At 43.6% G+C, this 17,158-nt stretch carries 13 protein-coding genes; 4 read left to right on the top strand and 9 right to left on the bottom strand.

All coding sequences use genetic code 11. The features are described from left to right. Positions 1–27: 27 nt before the first annotated feature. From H70737_RS14090 to H70737_RS14080, 3 genes are all read left to right on the top strand, one after another. Positions 28–891 carry an AraC family transcriptional regulator gene (locus H70737_RS14090; RefSeq protein ID WP_042188157.1) on the top strand — a complete coding sequence of 288 codons (864 nt, stop codon included), beginning with the start codon at positions 28–30 and terminating at the stop codon, positions 889–891. Between the two features lie 111 nt (positions 892–1,002). Next, positions 1,003–2,139 carry a glycosyltransferase family 61 protein gene (locus tag H70737_RS14085; protein WP_042188155.1) on the top strand — a complete coding sequence of 379 codons (1,137 nt, stop codon included), beginning with the start codon at positions 1,003–1,005 and terminating at the stop codon, positions 2,137–2,139. Positions 2,140–2,281: 142 nt separating this feature from the next. Continuing rightward, the gene (locus tag H70737_RS14080) at positions 2,282–2,827 is read left to right on the top strand and encodes a TetR/AcrR family transcriptional regulator (RefSeq protein ID WP_042188153.1); all 546 of its coding nucleotides are present in this window, start codon (positions 2,282–2,284) and stop codon (positions 2,825–2,827) included. A 91-nt stretch (positions 2,828–2,918) separates the two neighbouring features. On the opposite strand, the gene H70737_RS14075 is transcribed toward H70737_RS14080, so the two are convergent. The 9 genes from H70737_RS14075 to H70737_RS14035 all read right to left on the bottom strand — a co-directional run bounded on the left by H70737_RS14075 (position 2,919) and on the right by H70737_RS14035 (position 16,421). After that, positions 2,919–5,192, bottom strand: a complete 2,274-nt coding sequence (locus tag H70737_RS14075; RefSeq protein ID WP_042188151.1) for a glycoside hydrolase family 3 protein — start codon at positions 5,190–5,192, stop codon at positions 2,919–2,921. A 36-nt stretch (positions 5,193–5,228) separates the two neighbouring features. Continuing rightward, entirely contained in the window at positions 5,229–6,542 is a 1,314-nt protein-coding gene (locus tag H70737_RS14070; protein ID WP_042188149.1) for an MFS transporter, read from the bottom strand. Between the two features lie 167 nt (positions 6,543–6,709). After that, a complete protein-coding gene (locus tag H70737_RS14065; protein WP_042188147.1) occupies positions 6,710–9,241 on the bottom strand; it encodes a GH39 family glycosyl hydrolase in 2,532 nt (843 codons plus the stop codon). A gap of 143 nt (positions 9,242–9,384) precedes the next feature. Further along, positions 9,385–11,238 (bottom strand): ABC transporter ATP-binding protein, encoded by a 1,854-nt coding sequence (locus H70737_RS14060; protein WP_081951118.1) that lies wholly within the window; start codon positions 11,236–11,238, stop codon positions 9,385–9,387. Further along, positions 11,225–12,964 carry an ABC transporter ATP-binding protein gene (locus H70737_RS14055; protein WP_042188145.1) on the bottom strand — a complete coding sequence of 580 codons (1,740 nt, stop codon included), beginning with the start codon at positions 12,962–12,964 and terminating at the stop codon, positions 11,225–11,227. Before H70737_RS14055 ends, H70737_RS14060 begins: the two co-directional genes overlap by 14 nt. A gap of 11 nt (positions 12,965–12,975) precedes the next feature. After that, positions 12,976–13,461, bottom strand: coding sequence for a nitroreductase family protein (locus H70737_RS14050; protein ID WP_042188143.1), 486 nt, complete (start codon positions 13,459–13,461; stop codon positions 12,976–12,978). Then, positions 13,448–13,831 carry a hypothetical protein gene (locus H70737_RS14045; RefSeq protein ID WP_052404285.1) on the bottom strand — a complete coding sequence of 128 codons (384 nt, stop codon included), beginning with the start codon at positions 13,829–13,831 and terminating at the stop codon, positions 13,448–13,450. The genes H70737_RS14050 and H70737_RS14045 overlap by 14 nt, the downstream gene beginning before the upstream one ends. 244 nt (positions 13,832–14,075) lie before the next feature. Continuing rightward, positions 14,076–14,945 carry a methyl-accepting chemotaxis protein gene (locus tag H70737_RS14040; protein ID WP_042188141.1) on the bottom strand — a complete coding sequence of 290 codons (870 nt, stop codon included), beginning with the start codon at positions 14,943–14,945 and terminating at the stop codon, positions 14,076–14,078. A gap of 18 nt (positions 14,946–14,963) precedes the next feature. Further along, the gene (locus tag H70737_RS14035; RefSeq protein ID WP_197071318.1) at positions 14,964–16,421 is read right to left on the bottom strand and encodes a benzaldehyde dehydrogenase; all 1,458 of its coding nucleotides are present in this window, start codon (positions 16,419–16,421) and stop codon (positions 14,964–14,966) included. 258 nt (positions 16,422–16,679) lie between these two features. On the opposite strand from H70737_RS14035, the gene H70737_RS14030 reads away from it, so the two are divergent. Then, positions 16,680–17,126 (top strand): OsmC family protein, encoded by a 447-nt coding sequence (locus H70737_RS14030; protein ID WP_042188137.1) that lies wholly within the window; start codon positions 16,680–16,682, stop codon positions 17,124–17,126. The last annotated feature ends 32 nt before the right edge of the window (positions 17,127–17,158 follow it).

Raw genomic sequence — 17,158 nt, 5'->3', positions numbered from 1 at the left:
CTAGACATGCTTTTGGAGGGTTACGAATTGAGCGAATTTTATTTGAATTGGTTTACATCAGATCAGAAATTCCCATTCTTTATTCAATACGGCTTTCATGACAATGATACTGATCTTCATAGACATGTGGACTTTTCAGAGCTTGTAATCGTCTTGAGTGGTACTGCTACTCATATTGTGAATACCGAAGAATCATTCATCAAGAAGGGGAATGTTTTTGTGATTAACGGTTCAACCCCGCATGCTTTTAAAGATCCTCAGGATTTTAAGATCTGTAATATTATGTACAAGCCTGAAATGCTGTCGACGGCTGGACCGGATCTGCGAACTTCGAATGGCTTTCAGGCGCTGTTTGTATTGGAACCGTTGTATCGTCATAAACATGCCTACACAAGTAAACTAAGCTTGCCAATTCCCATGCTGGAGTTTGTCACTGCACTCATTGCCGGTATGATTGAAGAATATAGCCACAAGCTTCAAGGATATCAGACGTTGCTCGTCTCACGGTTTATGGAACTGGTTGTCTATTTATCAAGGCATTATGAAAAACAGGATAAAGGCAGCCAGGATAATCATCTAATACATTTGGCGAAGTCGCTCTCTTTTATGGAAGACCATTATCTTGAAACGTTGTCGCTGGATCAAATCGCCGCACACGCAGGGATATCTGTTAGACACTTAAACCGGATCTTTCGCTCTTACTATCAGACGACTCCTATCTCCTATCTCCATCGATTGCGTCTGGAACGGGCTTGCAGCTTTTTGAAGCATTCTAACTTCAGTATTACTCAGATCTCACATGAAAGCGGGTTTAGCGATAGCAATTACTTTACACGACAATTCACCAAAACCTACGGTATGTCTCCTAAGGCTTATCGGAAGAAGCTATAAAGGAACTGTTCACTCGCCCTTTTCAGAAGGAATTGTGTCGTTAAGTTCCTTGTTCCATAGAATAGCTTAATGATGTTTCTGGAGTTCTACTTGGCCAAAAGAGGTGAAACGATGAGTTTTTCTGTGAACGGGGGAGCGCCCTCTGGATATTACCGGAGTGTCTTGGAACTTGAAACAGAATGGGGACAAAAAAGAACTATCCATGAAGCTGGACAGGTTATTCCGTTTGATTTCGGTCAGGTGGCCGAGTTCACCGCTCCTAAAAGCATTGAATCGAGTATTCATCCTGCACTGACGCCTTATTGTTTACAGCCGTTTGGCGGATACTTAGCCACCATCTCGAGTGGAAGGGTATGGGGAGAATCTGGTGCTGTTCTATCTCCGGAGGGAAAGCTGATCTTTGATCTGTCACAGGAATATGACGCCGTTCAAAATAGAATGCTAGAAGCTGAGGAACACCCTGTGTTCCACCGGTGGAATGGTCCAAAACTTCAATATTTAGAAGGAACCGTGGCTGTGTTGACGTTTTGCGGAAGCCATAACTATTTCCACTGGTTGTATGATGTGCTCCCTAGGCTGGCGATGCTCAAAACGAGTGGAATTCCTTATACCTCTATCATCATGAATCCAAATCCATATGGACCATTTGTGGAACAAACCTGGGCTATGCTCGGTATATCAGAGTCTTCAGTAATCCGGACAAATCCTGAAGCTTACTTTGAAGCTGATCAGCTACTTGTCCCTTCTTTGATGATGAATTCCCACTATCCCCCGTGGACCACGGATACGCTACGTAAATTATTGCTGCCTCACAGGGAATCAACACTCGCTACACCTGAGCGTATTTATATTTCTCGAAACAAAGCAAGAACCAGGCGCTTGGTTAATGAAGAGGAAGTTATACGCTGCCTTGAAGAATATAGCATTCAACCTATTTATCTTGAGGATTGGACGGTTGCCCAGCAAATCCAGTTATTCGCTTCGGCAAAGGTAATCATGGGAGCACATGGCGCTGGACTGGCCAATCTGGCTTTTTGTCAATCTGGAACACAAGTTATTGAAATTGTTCATGAACAGCATGTCGTTCCAACGTATTGGATGATCAGCAACCATAACGCTCTTGATTATTACATGATGTATGGTCAAGGCTGGCCAGATCCTGCTATTCGTTTTCCGGGATTCGAAGATATCTATGTGGATATAGATCGTCTGAAGCAGATTTTGCATTTGGCAGGTTTGAATACTTAGCCCATCGTCATTGAGCTTGTCTACGCTTCTTAAAGAGAAATTTGCGGGTTTCTGGTTTTTTAAAGCGATGTGTGTGTTTTGTTCAATACTGAACAGGTCCTATAAAAGCGTTCATTTTTTTTGAAGGTAAGGAGAAACTCAAATGTCTAAAGTGGATAGAAGGATTCTTAAATCGCAAGAAGCACTTAAGAAAGCTGTTATTGAATTGATGTCCGAGAAGAATTTTGACTACATTACCATACAGGATCTCTCCGACAAGGCAAATGTAAGCCGAGGAACCATTTATCTTCATTATCAGGATAAATATGATTTGTTAGACAAGCTTATCGAGGAACATATAGAAGTTCTTAGAGTACTTTGCGAATCGGCAGCAGAATTAGATTTCATCGAGGCCACGTTGAAGTGGACGGAATACTTCGATAATCATTATTCTTTTTTCTCTATGATGCTGGCGAGCAAAGGCGCCCCTTATTTCCGTAATCGGTTCTTAACCTTTCTTCAAAAAGAGTTTAGACATGAAGTAAATGTAACGAAAGGGATAAACCACGGATTAAATGAAGAGGTTATGATTAGTTTTGTGGCATCGGCTTATGCAGGGGTAGTGGAATGGTGGTTCAAGAATGAGAAGCCTGTGACACATCAAATCTTGGCTGAACAACTTGGGACTTTGTTGGAAAGAAATTTATAGCTCCGCCATCGGAAAACCGATTGATATACAAAGCACCGCCTGATAAATTCTTCAGGCGGTGCTTTGCTTTTATTTTTCCGCAGAACGGTTCTTATTTCCGGTAATTCTTCGTTCTTTCATCCTCTATAACACCATTCCAATTCATTCCAAAGGCAAAATCATATACATTTCCTTCTGAATCCGCATGACATTCCATGTCATGTGCCACATCTTCCAGCTGCTCTTCTACCGTTTGCATACCTGATGGCATTTGTACTGGGAGTAATCCCGAAGGCTCCTCGGCACCCGTTAACACCTCCATAAGTGCTTGATCCTGTAACCCAAAATTAACAAGTATAGCATCAGCCTCTCCCTCAAATTCGGCAACAACCGAAGGATTGGACAATAACATCGACACAATTACCGGTTTGTCTTTCATCAGCTTGCGAGCTTCCAGGACACGATCCAGATCGCTCTCATTATGCGTAACAACGGTTTTTCCTTTATAAGAACGGTTAAGTACATCGTTATCTCGCGCATCTCCAGCTAAGCTCTGCTCCCGAGCATGTTCCGCAGTGTACGGTCTAAATTGCAAGCTAATGGGCACATAGCCGTTACCACCTTGCTCAGAATCTTCCTGACTAAAGCCTACTCCTGATTTAGGATTGCTTATGAAGACAAGAGCAAAGTCTGCTTTTTCCGGCTGATCTGTCACATAATAATATTTAGACACAACATCCAGGTTCACTGGATATTCTGTCTTTTCCGGCGTTGGGTTGCCGAACCAATCCTTTCCTGCTGGAGTATAACGCTTCGGAACATATACGGTTTGTTTCGCTGCCAACGGCAATACCCGATTTTTGTTTTTCAGCAGCACGATCGACTTCAGCTGTGCTTCATAGCCTGATTGCATAAACTCAGGATTCCCAACAATCCGAGCGCTCTCCTCAGGCTTCAAATACGGGTTCTCGAAGAGACCCAGACGGAAAATATTAAGTAGAAGCCGAACAGCTGACCGCTCAAAGCGATTCCGCATCCATACCTCTCCATGCTCAGCTACTCCCATTCTGTATGCTTCAAGGACGGGCTCCATCTCATTATTGCCGCCGAATTGGTCAACGCCTGCCATCAAGAGCTTGTAATGCCGTTCTGCGACGGACATACCCTCTACGCCCCAAGGTTTACCACTGAGAAAGGAATCCTTACTATCTGATTCGTCTGCTGTAATGAGCCAATCCGTGCACACTACGCCATCGTAACCGTATTTCCCCCGAAGCAGGTCGTTAATAAGATAGGAATTATAAGAGTTTCCGACATTCTCCCCGTTCACTTGATCTTGATCTGTAGAAATTGTGTAATAAGGCATGACTGCTGAAGCCTGTTTGGTTGGGCCTTCCAGCTTGAAAGCCCCTTCTGTAAATGGAATAAGATGTTCATCAAAGTTAGCACCCGGATAGACAGCATATTTGCCACAAGCATAATGCGCATCCCTTCCGCCTTCCCCGGAACCACCGCCAGGCCAGTGTTTTACCATAGCGTTCACGCTGTCATATCCCCAGCCTTCGTTAATCTCCCTGTCATCTTTCGAGCTCTGGAAGCCGTCGACATAAGCCCTTGCCATGTCAGCAGATAACTTCGAATCCTCGCCAAAAGTGCCGTTAAAACGAAACCATCGTGGATCTGTAGCAATATCGATTTGCGGCGATAGCGCCGTCCCTAGACCAAGTGCACGATACTCACGTGATGCAACTTGCCCGAAACGATAGGTGATCTTCGGATCGAAGGTTGCCGCAAGGCCCAGCGTCTCCGGCCACATGGAGATTTGCCCACCAGCTCCAGCATTAAACTCTGAGCTAGAATCTGAGCCATGGCGTGGGTCGGAGCTGTTGTTGGCTGGAATCCCAAGGCCGGTTCCTTCTGCAAATGCCTGCACCTGATTGTTCCACAGAGCAGCTATTTCTGGACTCTCCACGGTGGTCACCAGAATATGTCTCAGGTGGTCCTGTGCCAGAAATGCTAATTGTTCATCGGTAAGCTCCCATGGCTTAGCTCCGCTCTCCTCATAGGATTTACCGTTATATGTTCCTGAGAACCAGCTGCTACTAAGTGCTGGGATGGATTGATGACGACTATACAGCATGAGTCCAGCAATTTGTTCAATACTCATTTGTGAAGCTAGATCTTCAGCCCGCTCTCGCGGCGTCAATCGCCAGTCCTCATATTTATCCAGCTTGCCATTACGATTCAGATCTTTGAAGAAAAGTCCGTCCTGCTCGAGAATCTGCACTCCAGAATCCGGGGAATAACCCAAGGTTGGACCGCCCTTATTGCTTACGTAAGAAATGGTATGAAGGCTTTTAGTGTTAATAGTCTCTCTCTGATTCATATGGTTTCCCTCCACTGTTTTCTTGTTTGTTTTTTCTTAGACCAGATTGGCTTTTTGTGATTGCGCTTCGACAGCTGTTAGTTCAACAGTTTGAGCTCTTTTCTCTGTTCCCACTTCTGGAAGTGGCTTCACTGCCAGCATACCGAGTATAGTGCAGACGGCAAGGAAGATGTAAAAGAAGGTCCAGCTGCCAATGCCTAACAGCACAGGAGCGATTGCTGGAACAATGGACTGAGGCAACGCATTAGCTACGTTCATAATCCCGAAGTCTTTGGCGGAATCCTCTTTACTTGGAAGAATCCGTGCAACGAGTGCCATATCTACGGCTGAGAAGCAGCCAAAGCCCAATCCGATCACTGCAGCTCCGGCAATGTAGGCCGGATAACTTGGCACAAAGGCAAACAACAGAACCCCAATAGCAATGATGAACCCTGAAACAATCAGGAATGGTTTTTGCCTACCAAATTTATCTGACAACACCCCACCGAAGATACTTGTAATTGCAACACCCACTAACATAACGATATTAATCGTAGCAACCTTTGCGGTGGCCAGCTCTTCCGTAAGTCCCATCCGGTTTACCAGCATGACTGTGAGGTATAAAGTGCTACAATATCCCATCATGATCAGGAACTTGGATACGAAAGCCCAAGAGAATTCCGGGAATTTACGTGGACTAGGAAAAATCGTACTCAGCTTCTTACCCAGCGATATTTGATTATGTGTCTTGGGAACAAGTTCTACTTTACCTTCTTTAATAATCAACGTACTGAGAAGTGGACCTATGATGCCGATTACACCTAGCAAAAGCCACTTAATTTCTGAAGAAACTGAGGTCATCACTGTCATCATGATCATCCCTACCGTCATAGCGATTGGAATAGTGAGACCGATTAATCCGGAGATTGTCCCTTGTTTCTCCTGAGGTACTTGGTCTGGAATGAGCGCTGTATAGGCTGCCATCCCTACATTAAAGAAAAATTGGGCGACTGCCCAGCTAATCATGATCTGCCAAGGTTCGTTGGCGAAACCAGTACATACCAGAGCAGCACAGCCAACTAGTGGACCTAGGATAATCCACGTGCGCCGCCGTCCGAACGAAAGATGGGTTCGGTCACTGAGTGCACCGCCAATCGGATTTCCGATAAGAGCAAAGAATGCGCCTATTCCTGCAACCAGCCCATAGGAAGAGGTATATCCATTCGGATCCACTTCAATCATTTTAAAGGTCAGCAGCAAGGTGGCAGGTGTCATCAGTGCCAGCATCATCATGCCGTACCCAAGCAGAATACCAAAGGTCAATCTACGAAAAGGGGTGTGAACCTGCCCTTTAGTCGATGCTCCAGTCATTGTAATTCCTCCTCGTCCTTTTAGAAAACGTTTACAATTTGATTATAAAATAAACCACCTCTTGGAGGAGAGGTGGTCAATTACACACTTTTAGGTTCATTTTTAATCTAAATGAAAGCGTTTCAATATTATTCATCAAGATGAAGCTTAAAAATTGACTCATTTTCTCAAAACAATGGAGTCAGCTCAATGAGCTCTACGCTATGAGGTTCCATTCTAATGACAACAGAAAGCTCTTCACCTACTTCAAGAAGCTGAATCTGTCTACCTGGAAGAGAGGCAGCTTTTAGATAAGCAGTGTCCTCTACAGTCAGAACGGGTGGAGCCCCCATTTCTACCCACTTGTCAAAGCTGCTGCCATGTGCCCTGCTGATCGTATGGTTCACTTGCTTATATCTGCCAGATGGTAATCCAGTTAATGTGAGTTCAATTTTAAGATGCCTCTCGTTTTTGAAGCCATTATAACGACTAGTAGGTGTAATGAATGAAGTATCACCAAGCGCGTACAAATCATCAAAATGACAGTAATTATAAGCCAAAATCTGATAACCACCTCTTCCAGCCGCCACAATATAACCCTCTTCATGTGCGACTAGCCGATCCCCCAGTTTAGCGAGCATTTCATAGGCATGCATAGCGGCTTTCGGAATTCCATACTGAGCCATAAGTCCAAGACCACCATGAAATATCCGGGATGAAGCCGCCGTTTCTTCAATATTGTCACTCAGTACCCAATATCCGAACCCATTGATACTGTCGAGATTTTCGATGATATTTTTTACGATATATGCAGCTTTATATAATGTGTCATTGGTCAGTTCACGATGAAATGCCGTTGAATTCCATTCGGTTAAATATAGCTCTTGTCCGTTAAGTCCCAACTCAGCGAGCAGTCCGATTTCACGCTCCAGTGATTCCTTCAAATAATCGGGGTTTGGGGACACTTTGTTGAACCCCTCTACTGTAAGTGGAGATATTTCTTTTTCACTTAATCGTTCTTTAGGCTCCCAATTTTTACTAAGCAGATCATCCATGTCCTCATGCGGATAAAAATGTAACGGGATAAAGTCTGGAAGACAACCCCGTTCTTTGCAGAAAGCGAAAAACTGTTCACAAAACGCATTGGAGTTCAGAGTAATAATTCTACCAGGAGCGCCAATCTGAAGGTTCAGAGAGATGGCTTTGAGGGTATCGAACGTTCGGGCATACAATTCGTTGTACACTTCTTCCGTCGCAGGCCAGAACAAACCATATTCCGGTTCATTCCAAAATTCAAACTTCCAGCTTTCCACCTCTTCAAGACCATACCGATTGATACAATGGCGAATAAACCGATCTACCAATTCGCACCAGCGGTCCATGGATTTAGGCGGACTCACGTAACTCTTTTCATAAAACACATGTTTACTGCTGTCTGCTGCGAGATCAAAAGGCATAAACCCCAGTTCTATAAAAGGCTTCAAACCGATCGATAACAAAAAATCAAACAACTGATCTACAAAGCGAAAATTAAAATGTGCCTGCCCTTCGTGATCCTCCCGGTACACCATCATTGAATCATCAAAAATTCCATGAAAACGCAAATAGCGAAACGGACACCGCTCTTGTACATATTTCAAATGAGCTTGTACATCACTTTGGAGTCCTTCATTTGCTTTACTAATCGTAATGATATTTTTCCAGCTATGCTGGATTTGCCGCTGAATCCTGTTTAAAGGAATACTCGCAGACAGCTGAACAACCGCATGTACGGGTTCAAGCTGGTGCGACTGACTACGCCGGAGGAATTGCCGAACAATACCCAGTGCGCTGGATTGATTAAATGCTAAGTAGCCGGAAGCTGAACCTTCCTGTTTCGCATGAGTTTGAGGCCGATATTTTTTGCGATATTCATGTGGTGTAATATGATATCGGCTTTTGAATGCAGCGTAAAAAGATTTTGCGTTTGGAAAGCCCTGCTCAAGTGCCAGCTCAGCAAGCGAATGATCTTGATCTCTTAAAAGGGCTTCTACGGTATTTTTTAAACGAATGCTGGTTAAGTAAGTCTGGAAGTTGACCCCAATGTTCTCGCTAAAAAATTTGGACAAATACGGCACCGACAAATACTCTCGTTCTGCGATTGTCTGCAGCGACACCGGGTCTTTATAATGTTCATCTATATAAGTGATGATGCTCATCATTCGTTCCATATATTTTATATTCATCGCTTCACCGGAATTTGGCAGCTTGAACTGTTTGACCAAAACAGAGAATAACCCAAGCATACGTGCTTCCATCCCCAGTTCATAGGCTTCTCCGCCTTTGTACTTAAGTTGTACCATTTCAGCCATGAGCTGACGCATGTTATCTAAGCCATTTTGCTTCTCAGGACCGACTTCAGCAGAATAACATTCAAAGCTGATCTTCTCCACATTGTGGATATGCTGCTTAAGATAGGTTGTTGGGATTTGAAAGGTAGCGATGATATTCTGATCTAATCCGATAACTTCATGCACGTAACACTGGTTAATGAGTAGCATATCGCCTTCTTTAAGCCTATATTGACGGTTTCCGGTCGAAACCTCTAGATTGCCGGACAGCACAAAAATCAGCTCCACACTCATATGCCAGTGATTCGGCACAAAGTTGACACTATGTAAAGAAACATCAAACGGTAGTTTGCCTTCGGTCTCAAGCTGTTCATAGCTGGAATGGCTCAAATAATCACTTCCTTGTTTACATTATCTTGTAGTAGCATACAATGTAGCGTTTCGGCGGTCAATTCGATGGTCTGTGGTCACCTCGCTAACAAAAAAACACTGATCCAAGTCAGTGTTTTTTCATAAGCCATACAAATGTTTCTTTAAATCGCTCGTTTGAACTGGGTATTGTATAACTCGTAATAGGCGCCCTGCATCGCAAGAAGCTCCTCATGACTTCCTTGCTCAGCAATTCCTCCACCCTGGATCACGAGTATGCGATTGGCGTCCTGGATCGTACTAAGCCTGTGGGCGATTACAAAGCTTGTTCGACCCTTCATCAAATTCTTCATTGCTTGTTGAATGTGCATTTCCGTACGTGTGTCCACGCTACTGGTTGCTTCGTCAAGAATTAATATGGCAGGATCAGCTAAAATTGCGCGAGCAATCGTTAACAGCTGGCGCTGGCCATGACTCAGATTACTGCCTTCTGCATTGAGGAGGGTCTCGTAACCATGCGGTAATCTTTTGATAAAAGCATCTGCATTGGCTAGCTGAGCCGCCTGCTCAATCTCTTGATCGGTCGCATCGAGTCGGCCAAACCGAATATTCTCACGAATCGTTCCCGAGAATACATGCGCATCTTGCAGCACCATCCCTAGTTGACTACGAAGTGCGTTTTTATCCAGCTCTCGGATGTCGCGACCATCAATTCGTATGGAACCGCCATTCAAATCATAGAATCGGATCAGCAGGTTAACGATGGTTGTTTTACCTGCTCCTGTTGGGCCAACGAGTGCAATTTTCTCCCCAGGTTTTGCTTCAAACGTAACGCCAGACAGAATCGGGGAATCCGCTTTATAAGCAAAAGAAACGTCCTGAAAAACAACCTCCCCTGTTAATCTTGGGAGATCCTCACTTTCTTCATCCCCGTATTCGGACGGCATCTCCAAAACCTCAAACACACGCTCTGCACCGGCGATTGCAGATTGAATTAAATTGTACTGGTTAGCAAGATCAGAAATGGGTCTACCGAACTGTTTGGAATAGGTAAGGAAGCTAACGATTATACCAACCGTAGCCATGTTATGGAAAGCCATCCAGCCCCCAACCCCGGCAATGATCGCAAAACCAAGGTTATTAATCATGTTCATCACGGGTCCTACTAATCCTGATACGATTTGTGCCTTAATGCTGACCTTATTCAGTTCTCCGCTTATTTTTCGGAATCGTTTAACTTCTGACTCTTCCCTACTGTATTGTTTGACCACCTTTTGTCCGCTGATGGTTTCTTCGATGAACCCGCCAAGTTCACCTAAATGTCGCTGCTGATTTCTAAAATAAGTGCGGCTTAAACCAATGATTTTTCGACTAGCCAATAATACGAGCGGGATCGTGATTAATGAGACTACAGTCAACGGAACGTTCAGCATTAACATAATAACGAGGGAGCCGCTTAATGTTATCAAACTATTTAACAATTGGGTTACACTCTGATTGAGTGTGCTGGATACGCTCTCTATATCGTTAGTTGCCCGGCTCATCAATTCTCCGTTAGCCCGAGTGTCAAAAAATTTAATGGGCAGCTGCTGATACTTGCTGAACAGATCACGGCGCAGCTCAAAAACAGTATTCTGCGAAACAGATGTCATGACGTATGCTTGCACCCAGGCAACTACACTGCCTAGCCCATAAATGCCAATAAGGAGTATGCAAAACCGAATAAGACCCTGATAATCGTGTGGAATAACCGCAGTATCAATCGCTTTACCGATGAGATACGGTCCGATCAATGAAAGAAGTGCATTCAACACAGTAAATACATATACAATGATTAACCCGAACCGCTGACGATTCAAATAAGTCCAGATGCGTTTAAGCGTGCTCGCTTGATTTTTGGCGCGCACGATTGGCACAGCGCCGCCGCGTCCGGGGCCAGATCCCGGTCCTATTCCTGGTCCGAATCCGCCTGGTCTATGGATAGGGGGAGTGTTCATGCCGTTGTCATGCTTTGACATAAGGAACCTCCTCCCCTTTCATCTGTGATTTCCAGATGTCTCGATAAATTTCACTGCTACTCATTAGACCATCATGTGTACCTTGTACAGCAATTCGGCCGTTTTCTAGAATTAAGATGCGGTCCGCGTCAATCACTGATGTGACACGCTGAGCAATCATTATATTAGTGCTGCTACTCAGCCGTTTTTTTAACATTTGCCGAATTCGTGACTCAGTCGCCGCATCGAGCGCACTCGTACTGTCATCCATGATGAGAATTGTTGGCTGTATTAACAACGCCCTTGCAATCGAAAGCCGTTGCTTCTGCCCACCGGACAAGTTGATGCCTCGTTGGCCAAGCACTGTATCATAACCCTGTGGTAGCTCTAAAATAAAAGGGTGCGCTTCAGCAGCTTTTGCTGCTTGTTCCACTTCTTCATCCGTAGCCTCCGGTCTGCCATATCGGATATTATCACGGATTGTTCCGCTGAACAGAATGGCTTGCTGCATAACGTAACCGATCTTGCGACGTAAATGTTCCAAAGAAATTTGCCGAGTGTCGGAACCATCAATTGTGATTGATCCAGAAGAAACATCGTAAAGGCGTGGAATGAGGCTCACCAAGGTTGATTTTCCAGCGCCTGTGGCTCCAAGGATGGCTACAGTTTCACCTGGCTCAGCAGTGAAATTGATGCCATCTAACACGAGGTTCTCATCCGCAGGATCATAGGCAAAGGAAACGTTGTCAAATACAATTCGACCGTTTAGTATCGTATCTTTTTTAGATTCGGTTACGTCTGTAATCTCGCTGATCGTAGAAAACACTTCATTCTCCCGATCTGCGGAGACCTTTGCACGCGAGAAGAATGTGAGCATATTGCTCAACATCAGCATAGACATCAACAATTGGGTGATATAGTTAATGAAGGCAATTAGCTGACCGACCGGCAGCGAGCCGTTCCAGCTCTGCAGCCCACCAAACCAAAGAACAGCTACGATACTGACATTGAGCACAAGCATCATGAGCGGCATATTTAACGACATTAATCGCACCGCTTTTATCGCAGTTTCTGTGTAATCCTTGTTAGCTGTATTAAATCGTTTCTGTTCATGCTTAGCACGGACGAAGGCTTTGACTACACGGATACCCGATAAATTTTCCTGTAATACTGTGTTGACGCCGTCTAATTTGACCTGCATTTTCTCGAACAAAGGGAAAGAAAGTCGAATCAACCCATATAATATTGCAACCAGCAATGGCACGGCAACGACAAGGATAAGGGTCAGCGAAGGACTAATCCGTATAGCCATTATCAAGCTGCCGATTAATAGCAATGGAGAGCGAATATTCCGCAAAATCATCTGAACAAAGGTTTGTAGCTGTACCACATCGTTTGTTAAACGAGTAATCAACGAGCCCGTCTTCAATTGGTCCAGATTCTTGTTTGAGAATTTCTGAATATGTTCAAACAGGTTAATCCGTAAATCATTCCCGAAATTTTGTGAGGCGATGCTCGAAAAAACGGTGCAGCCCACCCCACCAATTAGACCGACAAATGCTACACCAAGCATGGTCAATCCCGTCGAATAAATATGTGATAAATCTTTCGTCATAATCCCATGATCCACAATGCTTGCCATTAGTGTAGGTTGAAGCAAATCCATAAACACTTCGAGCATCATCATAAGTGGTGCTAACACAGACCACAACCAATATGGCCTTAAGTAACTCTTAAGTTTCCACATTCCATCACCTTTTAAGATAAATATGTGATTTTTGATTTCATCGGTGTTCTTGGCTTAGTATTTGGAACTTCCTCCGGATATCCAATGCCAAATAGTCCAATCACATCGTAATCTTGCGGGACACCTAGAATTTCACGATTATGAGGTAAAGCACCTAAAGAAGCCCAATAGGCTCCAACTCCCACTTCATGTGCAGCTAATAAGAAGTTCTGTGCGAAACATGCGGCAGCCATAACATTCTCATCACGTTCAAACGCTGTTGCACCAGGTTTAGATAAGATAGCAAGAACGACAGGAGCGCTTCCAAAATTCGTCTTATGCTTTAATTTAGCTCTAGTCTCAGGCCCGATAAATAGGAGTTCCCAAGGTTCGTTCATACGATGGTTTGGAGCATAACTAGCTGCTTCCAGCCAATTCAATAAATCATCCTCATGAATCGAATCCGCCTTAAATTGCTTAATACTTCTACGGGTTTTTATAAGATCAATGGTTTTCATTTTTTTGATCATTCTCCTCTTTTTTAATTTCGCCAACAGTCTTATCTTCCGGCGTTACTTCATGAATCTGAAAAATATGGATAAACTCTTCAATGATCGCTTCCGTTGCCTTCAATTCACCGCTAATCACTTGCTTAATCGAATCCAGCTCCGGTGTTTGCAGCTGCCGCTGTAAAGTGGCTCGATTCACATTCAGCTTTTCCAAAAATGCTAGAGCTCTGCCGCGACGAAAAGTTTGAGCACTTTTGGGGGGACCATCCATAGAATCCATCCCATGTCTGCTCATATGCTCGCGATCTCTATGCTCTCCACGGTCTTTGTGTTCCCCATGTTCTCTATGACCGCGTTTTCCGAAATGTCCATCACGCATATTTACTCCTCCTTTTTTGTATACATATGTATACGATTCGTTTATGTATACAAATGTATACGAGATGATCTAATCCTGTCAAGTTTTATTTTTCCATTTTGTAACATCAGCATTATTCATTTCTGAATCCCAACAAACAACAAAAAAACCCGCGTAAAGCGCAGGCTTAAAGAGAGAAAAGAAATACAAGATAACTGTATTTCTTCTTATTAATTCTTATTAATGTATAATCAATGCTGATTGCTTATTGACTTTTATCTTTTCTAAAAAGCGTTTCTTCAGCAACCTGCGCTAGTTCCTCCGCTTTTAAGCTTATCTCTTGAATCGTTGCAGAAAATTCTTTAATTGCTCCTGATTGACTACCGGTAAGCGCGTGAATATCAGAAAACGTATGATTTAACCGTTGTAAAAGTTCCTGAATATTCTTAGAAATGCCATTAATCTGGTCCACATTTTCCTTGGAGCTCGTCGCCAGCTTCCGAATTTCATCGGCAACAACCGAAAATCCTCTCCCAAATTCTCCTGCTCTTGCCGCCTCAATAGAAGCGTTAAGTCCTAACATGTTGCTCTGATCCGAAATCTCTTTAACCACAGTCGAAATCTTTCCGATCTGCTGAGCACTGGAGCTAACATCCTTCATTTGGTTTGTTATGTCTGTCACACGACCGGTAAGATGAGAAACCGATTGGCTGATGTCATCAATAGATGCCGTTGTCTGTTCGACAATAGCGGAAAAACTTTCTGCCATTTCAAAAAGCTTATTCGCCTTCTCAAGGCTTGTCCCCATACCGATACCACCGATTACCTTGCCCTGCTCGTCATGAAGCGGTATCGCACGTGCAGCAAGCGGAAAACCAAACAGCTCTTTCGGAACGACAGCTGATAATGCTGTATCATTCCTAATCGCATTTGTTACAATATCCCCTTCCATCAGTGGGTCCCCAGGATTGACATTCAGCGAGAATGTTTTCCCCGGAATGTTGATGATCAGTTTTTCCGTGTCATAAATGCCAATTGTAATGTCATCGTTATAGAGACTATTCAGCAGTGGAGCCACTTTTACGAAAGCATTAATCAGTTCATGCTGTGTTTTTTCTACATTTATCTCATTCACGTTTTATCCTCCAAACCCTTAATAAGGGAGTTTTCTTTGTCCATAATTAACTGAAATCCATTTCATCGTTGTAAATTCATCCAAGCTCCATTTCCCATTTAAACGGCCTATACCGGACTGTTTCTCTCCTCCGAAAGCTACAATCGGCTCATCGTTAATCGTGACATCATTCACATGAACCATTCCAGTGTGGACCTTCTTAGCCATTTCTACACCACGCTCAAGATTGGAGGTATGAATTGCTCCGCTTAGCCCAAAACGCGTATCGTTGGCAATTTCAATAGCTTCCTCATCCGTTTCGAACGGAATGATACATACAACTGGTCCGAACAGCTCCTCTTGTGCAACAGCCATATCCGTTTTAACATTAATAAGGATAGTAGGCTCTACCATTCGGCCGGTAATCTTACCATGCAACAGAGGAACAGCGCCTTGTTCTATGCCCTTAGCAATTAACTTTTCCAGTGTCTCTGCTTGGCGGTGGTTGATGACTGGTCCAATGATGGTCTGTGGATCACTCGGATCACCTGTTGTAAGTGTAGATACCTTCTCTTTGAATTTATTTACAAAATCCTGATAGATCGTCTTATGTACAATGATTCTGTTGGCAGACATACAAATCTGACCTTGATGTGTGAATCTGCTGAATGTCGCAGCTTGTACTGCGTAGTCGAGATCCGCATCTTCCATGATAATGAACGCGCTATTGCCGCCAAGCTCAAGTAACGGCTTTTTGAAGTTCTTGATTGCCAGTTGACCTATATAGCTTCCAACCTTAGTCGAACCCGTGAAGGAAATGATTCTCGGAATCGGATGCTCGACGAACGCGTCGCCAATCTCCTTTATATCCGTCACTACAACATTTAATAGCCCCTTCGGTACACCTGCTTCTTCAAAAATTTTGCCGATCAGAGTTCCACCCGTAATGGGTGAATCCTCGTGTGGTTTAAGTACCACACCATTTCCAGCACCCAGCGCAGGAGCAACCGACTTCATAGACAAGAAGAAAGGAAAGTTAAAAGGACTAATCACCCCAACCACGCCTGCAGGGATGCGGTACAGCCGATTCTCCTTACCATCCTCTGTAGAAGGCAGGATCTTACCCTCCATTCTAAGTGGGAACGTTGCCGCTTCTTTTACCATATTTTTTACAAGACCAATCTCAAATGCTGCCTTCAGCCTCGTTCCACCCAGTTCCTTAACAATAATGGATGTAATTTCTTCCTCATTCGCTTCAATATATTTAACAGCGTTCTCAAGGATGTCACGTTTAATATACGGGTTAACCTTATCCCATTCCAGCTTTGCTTTATAAGCTGCTTGATAAGCATCGTCAATGTCAACAACGCTTGCAATTTGAAAAGTATGGATTACATCATCATTATATGGATTGATGTCTGTCAGTGTTTTACTACTCTTCCCTTCTCTCCATTCCCCACCTATAAATTGTTTTCCTAGTTCTGAATAGTTCATAATATCCCTCCAGTGTATATAAATACCAAACAATCTATATATTTATCGACATAATAGAGATAGTTGTGAAGTCAATTTTCATATTCACGTAAACGTCATTTCAACGACACATTATCTACCTCCAATAAAACAAATCAAGTATTGACAAGGTACAAAGAATAGAACTATAATCTAAACAATTCCTAGAAAAATACTATGAATTACATAAAATTCGAAACATCTAATCATAATTGGGTTGTCCAGAAGAAGGAGTGTAGACAAATGCCAAATGTTCAAACTTTCAAAGCAACTGCCCATTTACAAGATGGGGTTAAAGTCATTACAAAAGCAAGACAATTCGAGCTCGTCATCGATGAACCACAAAATCTTGGGGGTACGGATACAGGAATGAATCCTGTTGAAGCTTTGCTTGCTTCTTTAGGGGCCTGCCAATCTATTGTGGCACGAGTTTATGCTTCAAAATTTGAGGTAGAGCTTGAAGATTTCAGAGTAGACGTGGAAGGTGATCTGGACCTCGATGGATTTTTTAACCGTTCTGAAGTCCGTCCCGGCTATTCAGATATTCGCTATACATTCTACATAAAGACCCCATCCCCTGCCGAGAAGGTCGAAGCATTCGTACAATTTTTAGAAAGCAAATGCCCTGTGGGTGACACGATTGCTGCCCCGGTAAATCTTAAGCTGAACCGTATCGTGATTGAAAATTAACCGATTGATTAGCTAAATATTATCAAGGGCTG

The organism is Paenibacillus sp. FSL H7-0737, assembly GCF_000758545.1.
In the GTDB taxonomy this organism is placed as follows: domain Bacteria; phylum Bacillota; class Bacilli; order Paenibacillales; family Paenibacillaceae; genus Paenibacillus_AQ.
The sequence above is the reverse complement of the archived record's forward strand: the minus strand, read 5'-3'. Positions and strand labels throughout refer to the sequence as shown.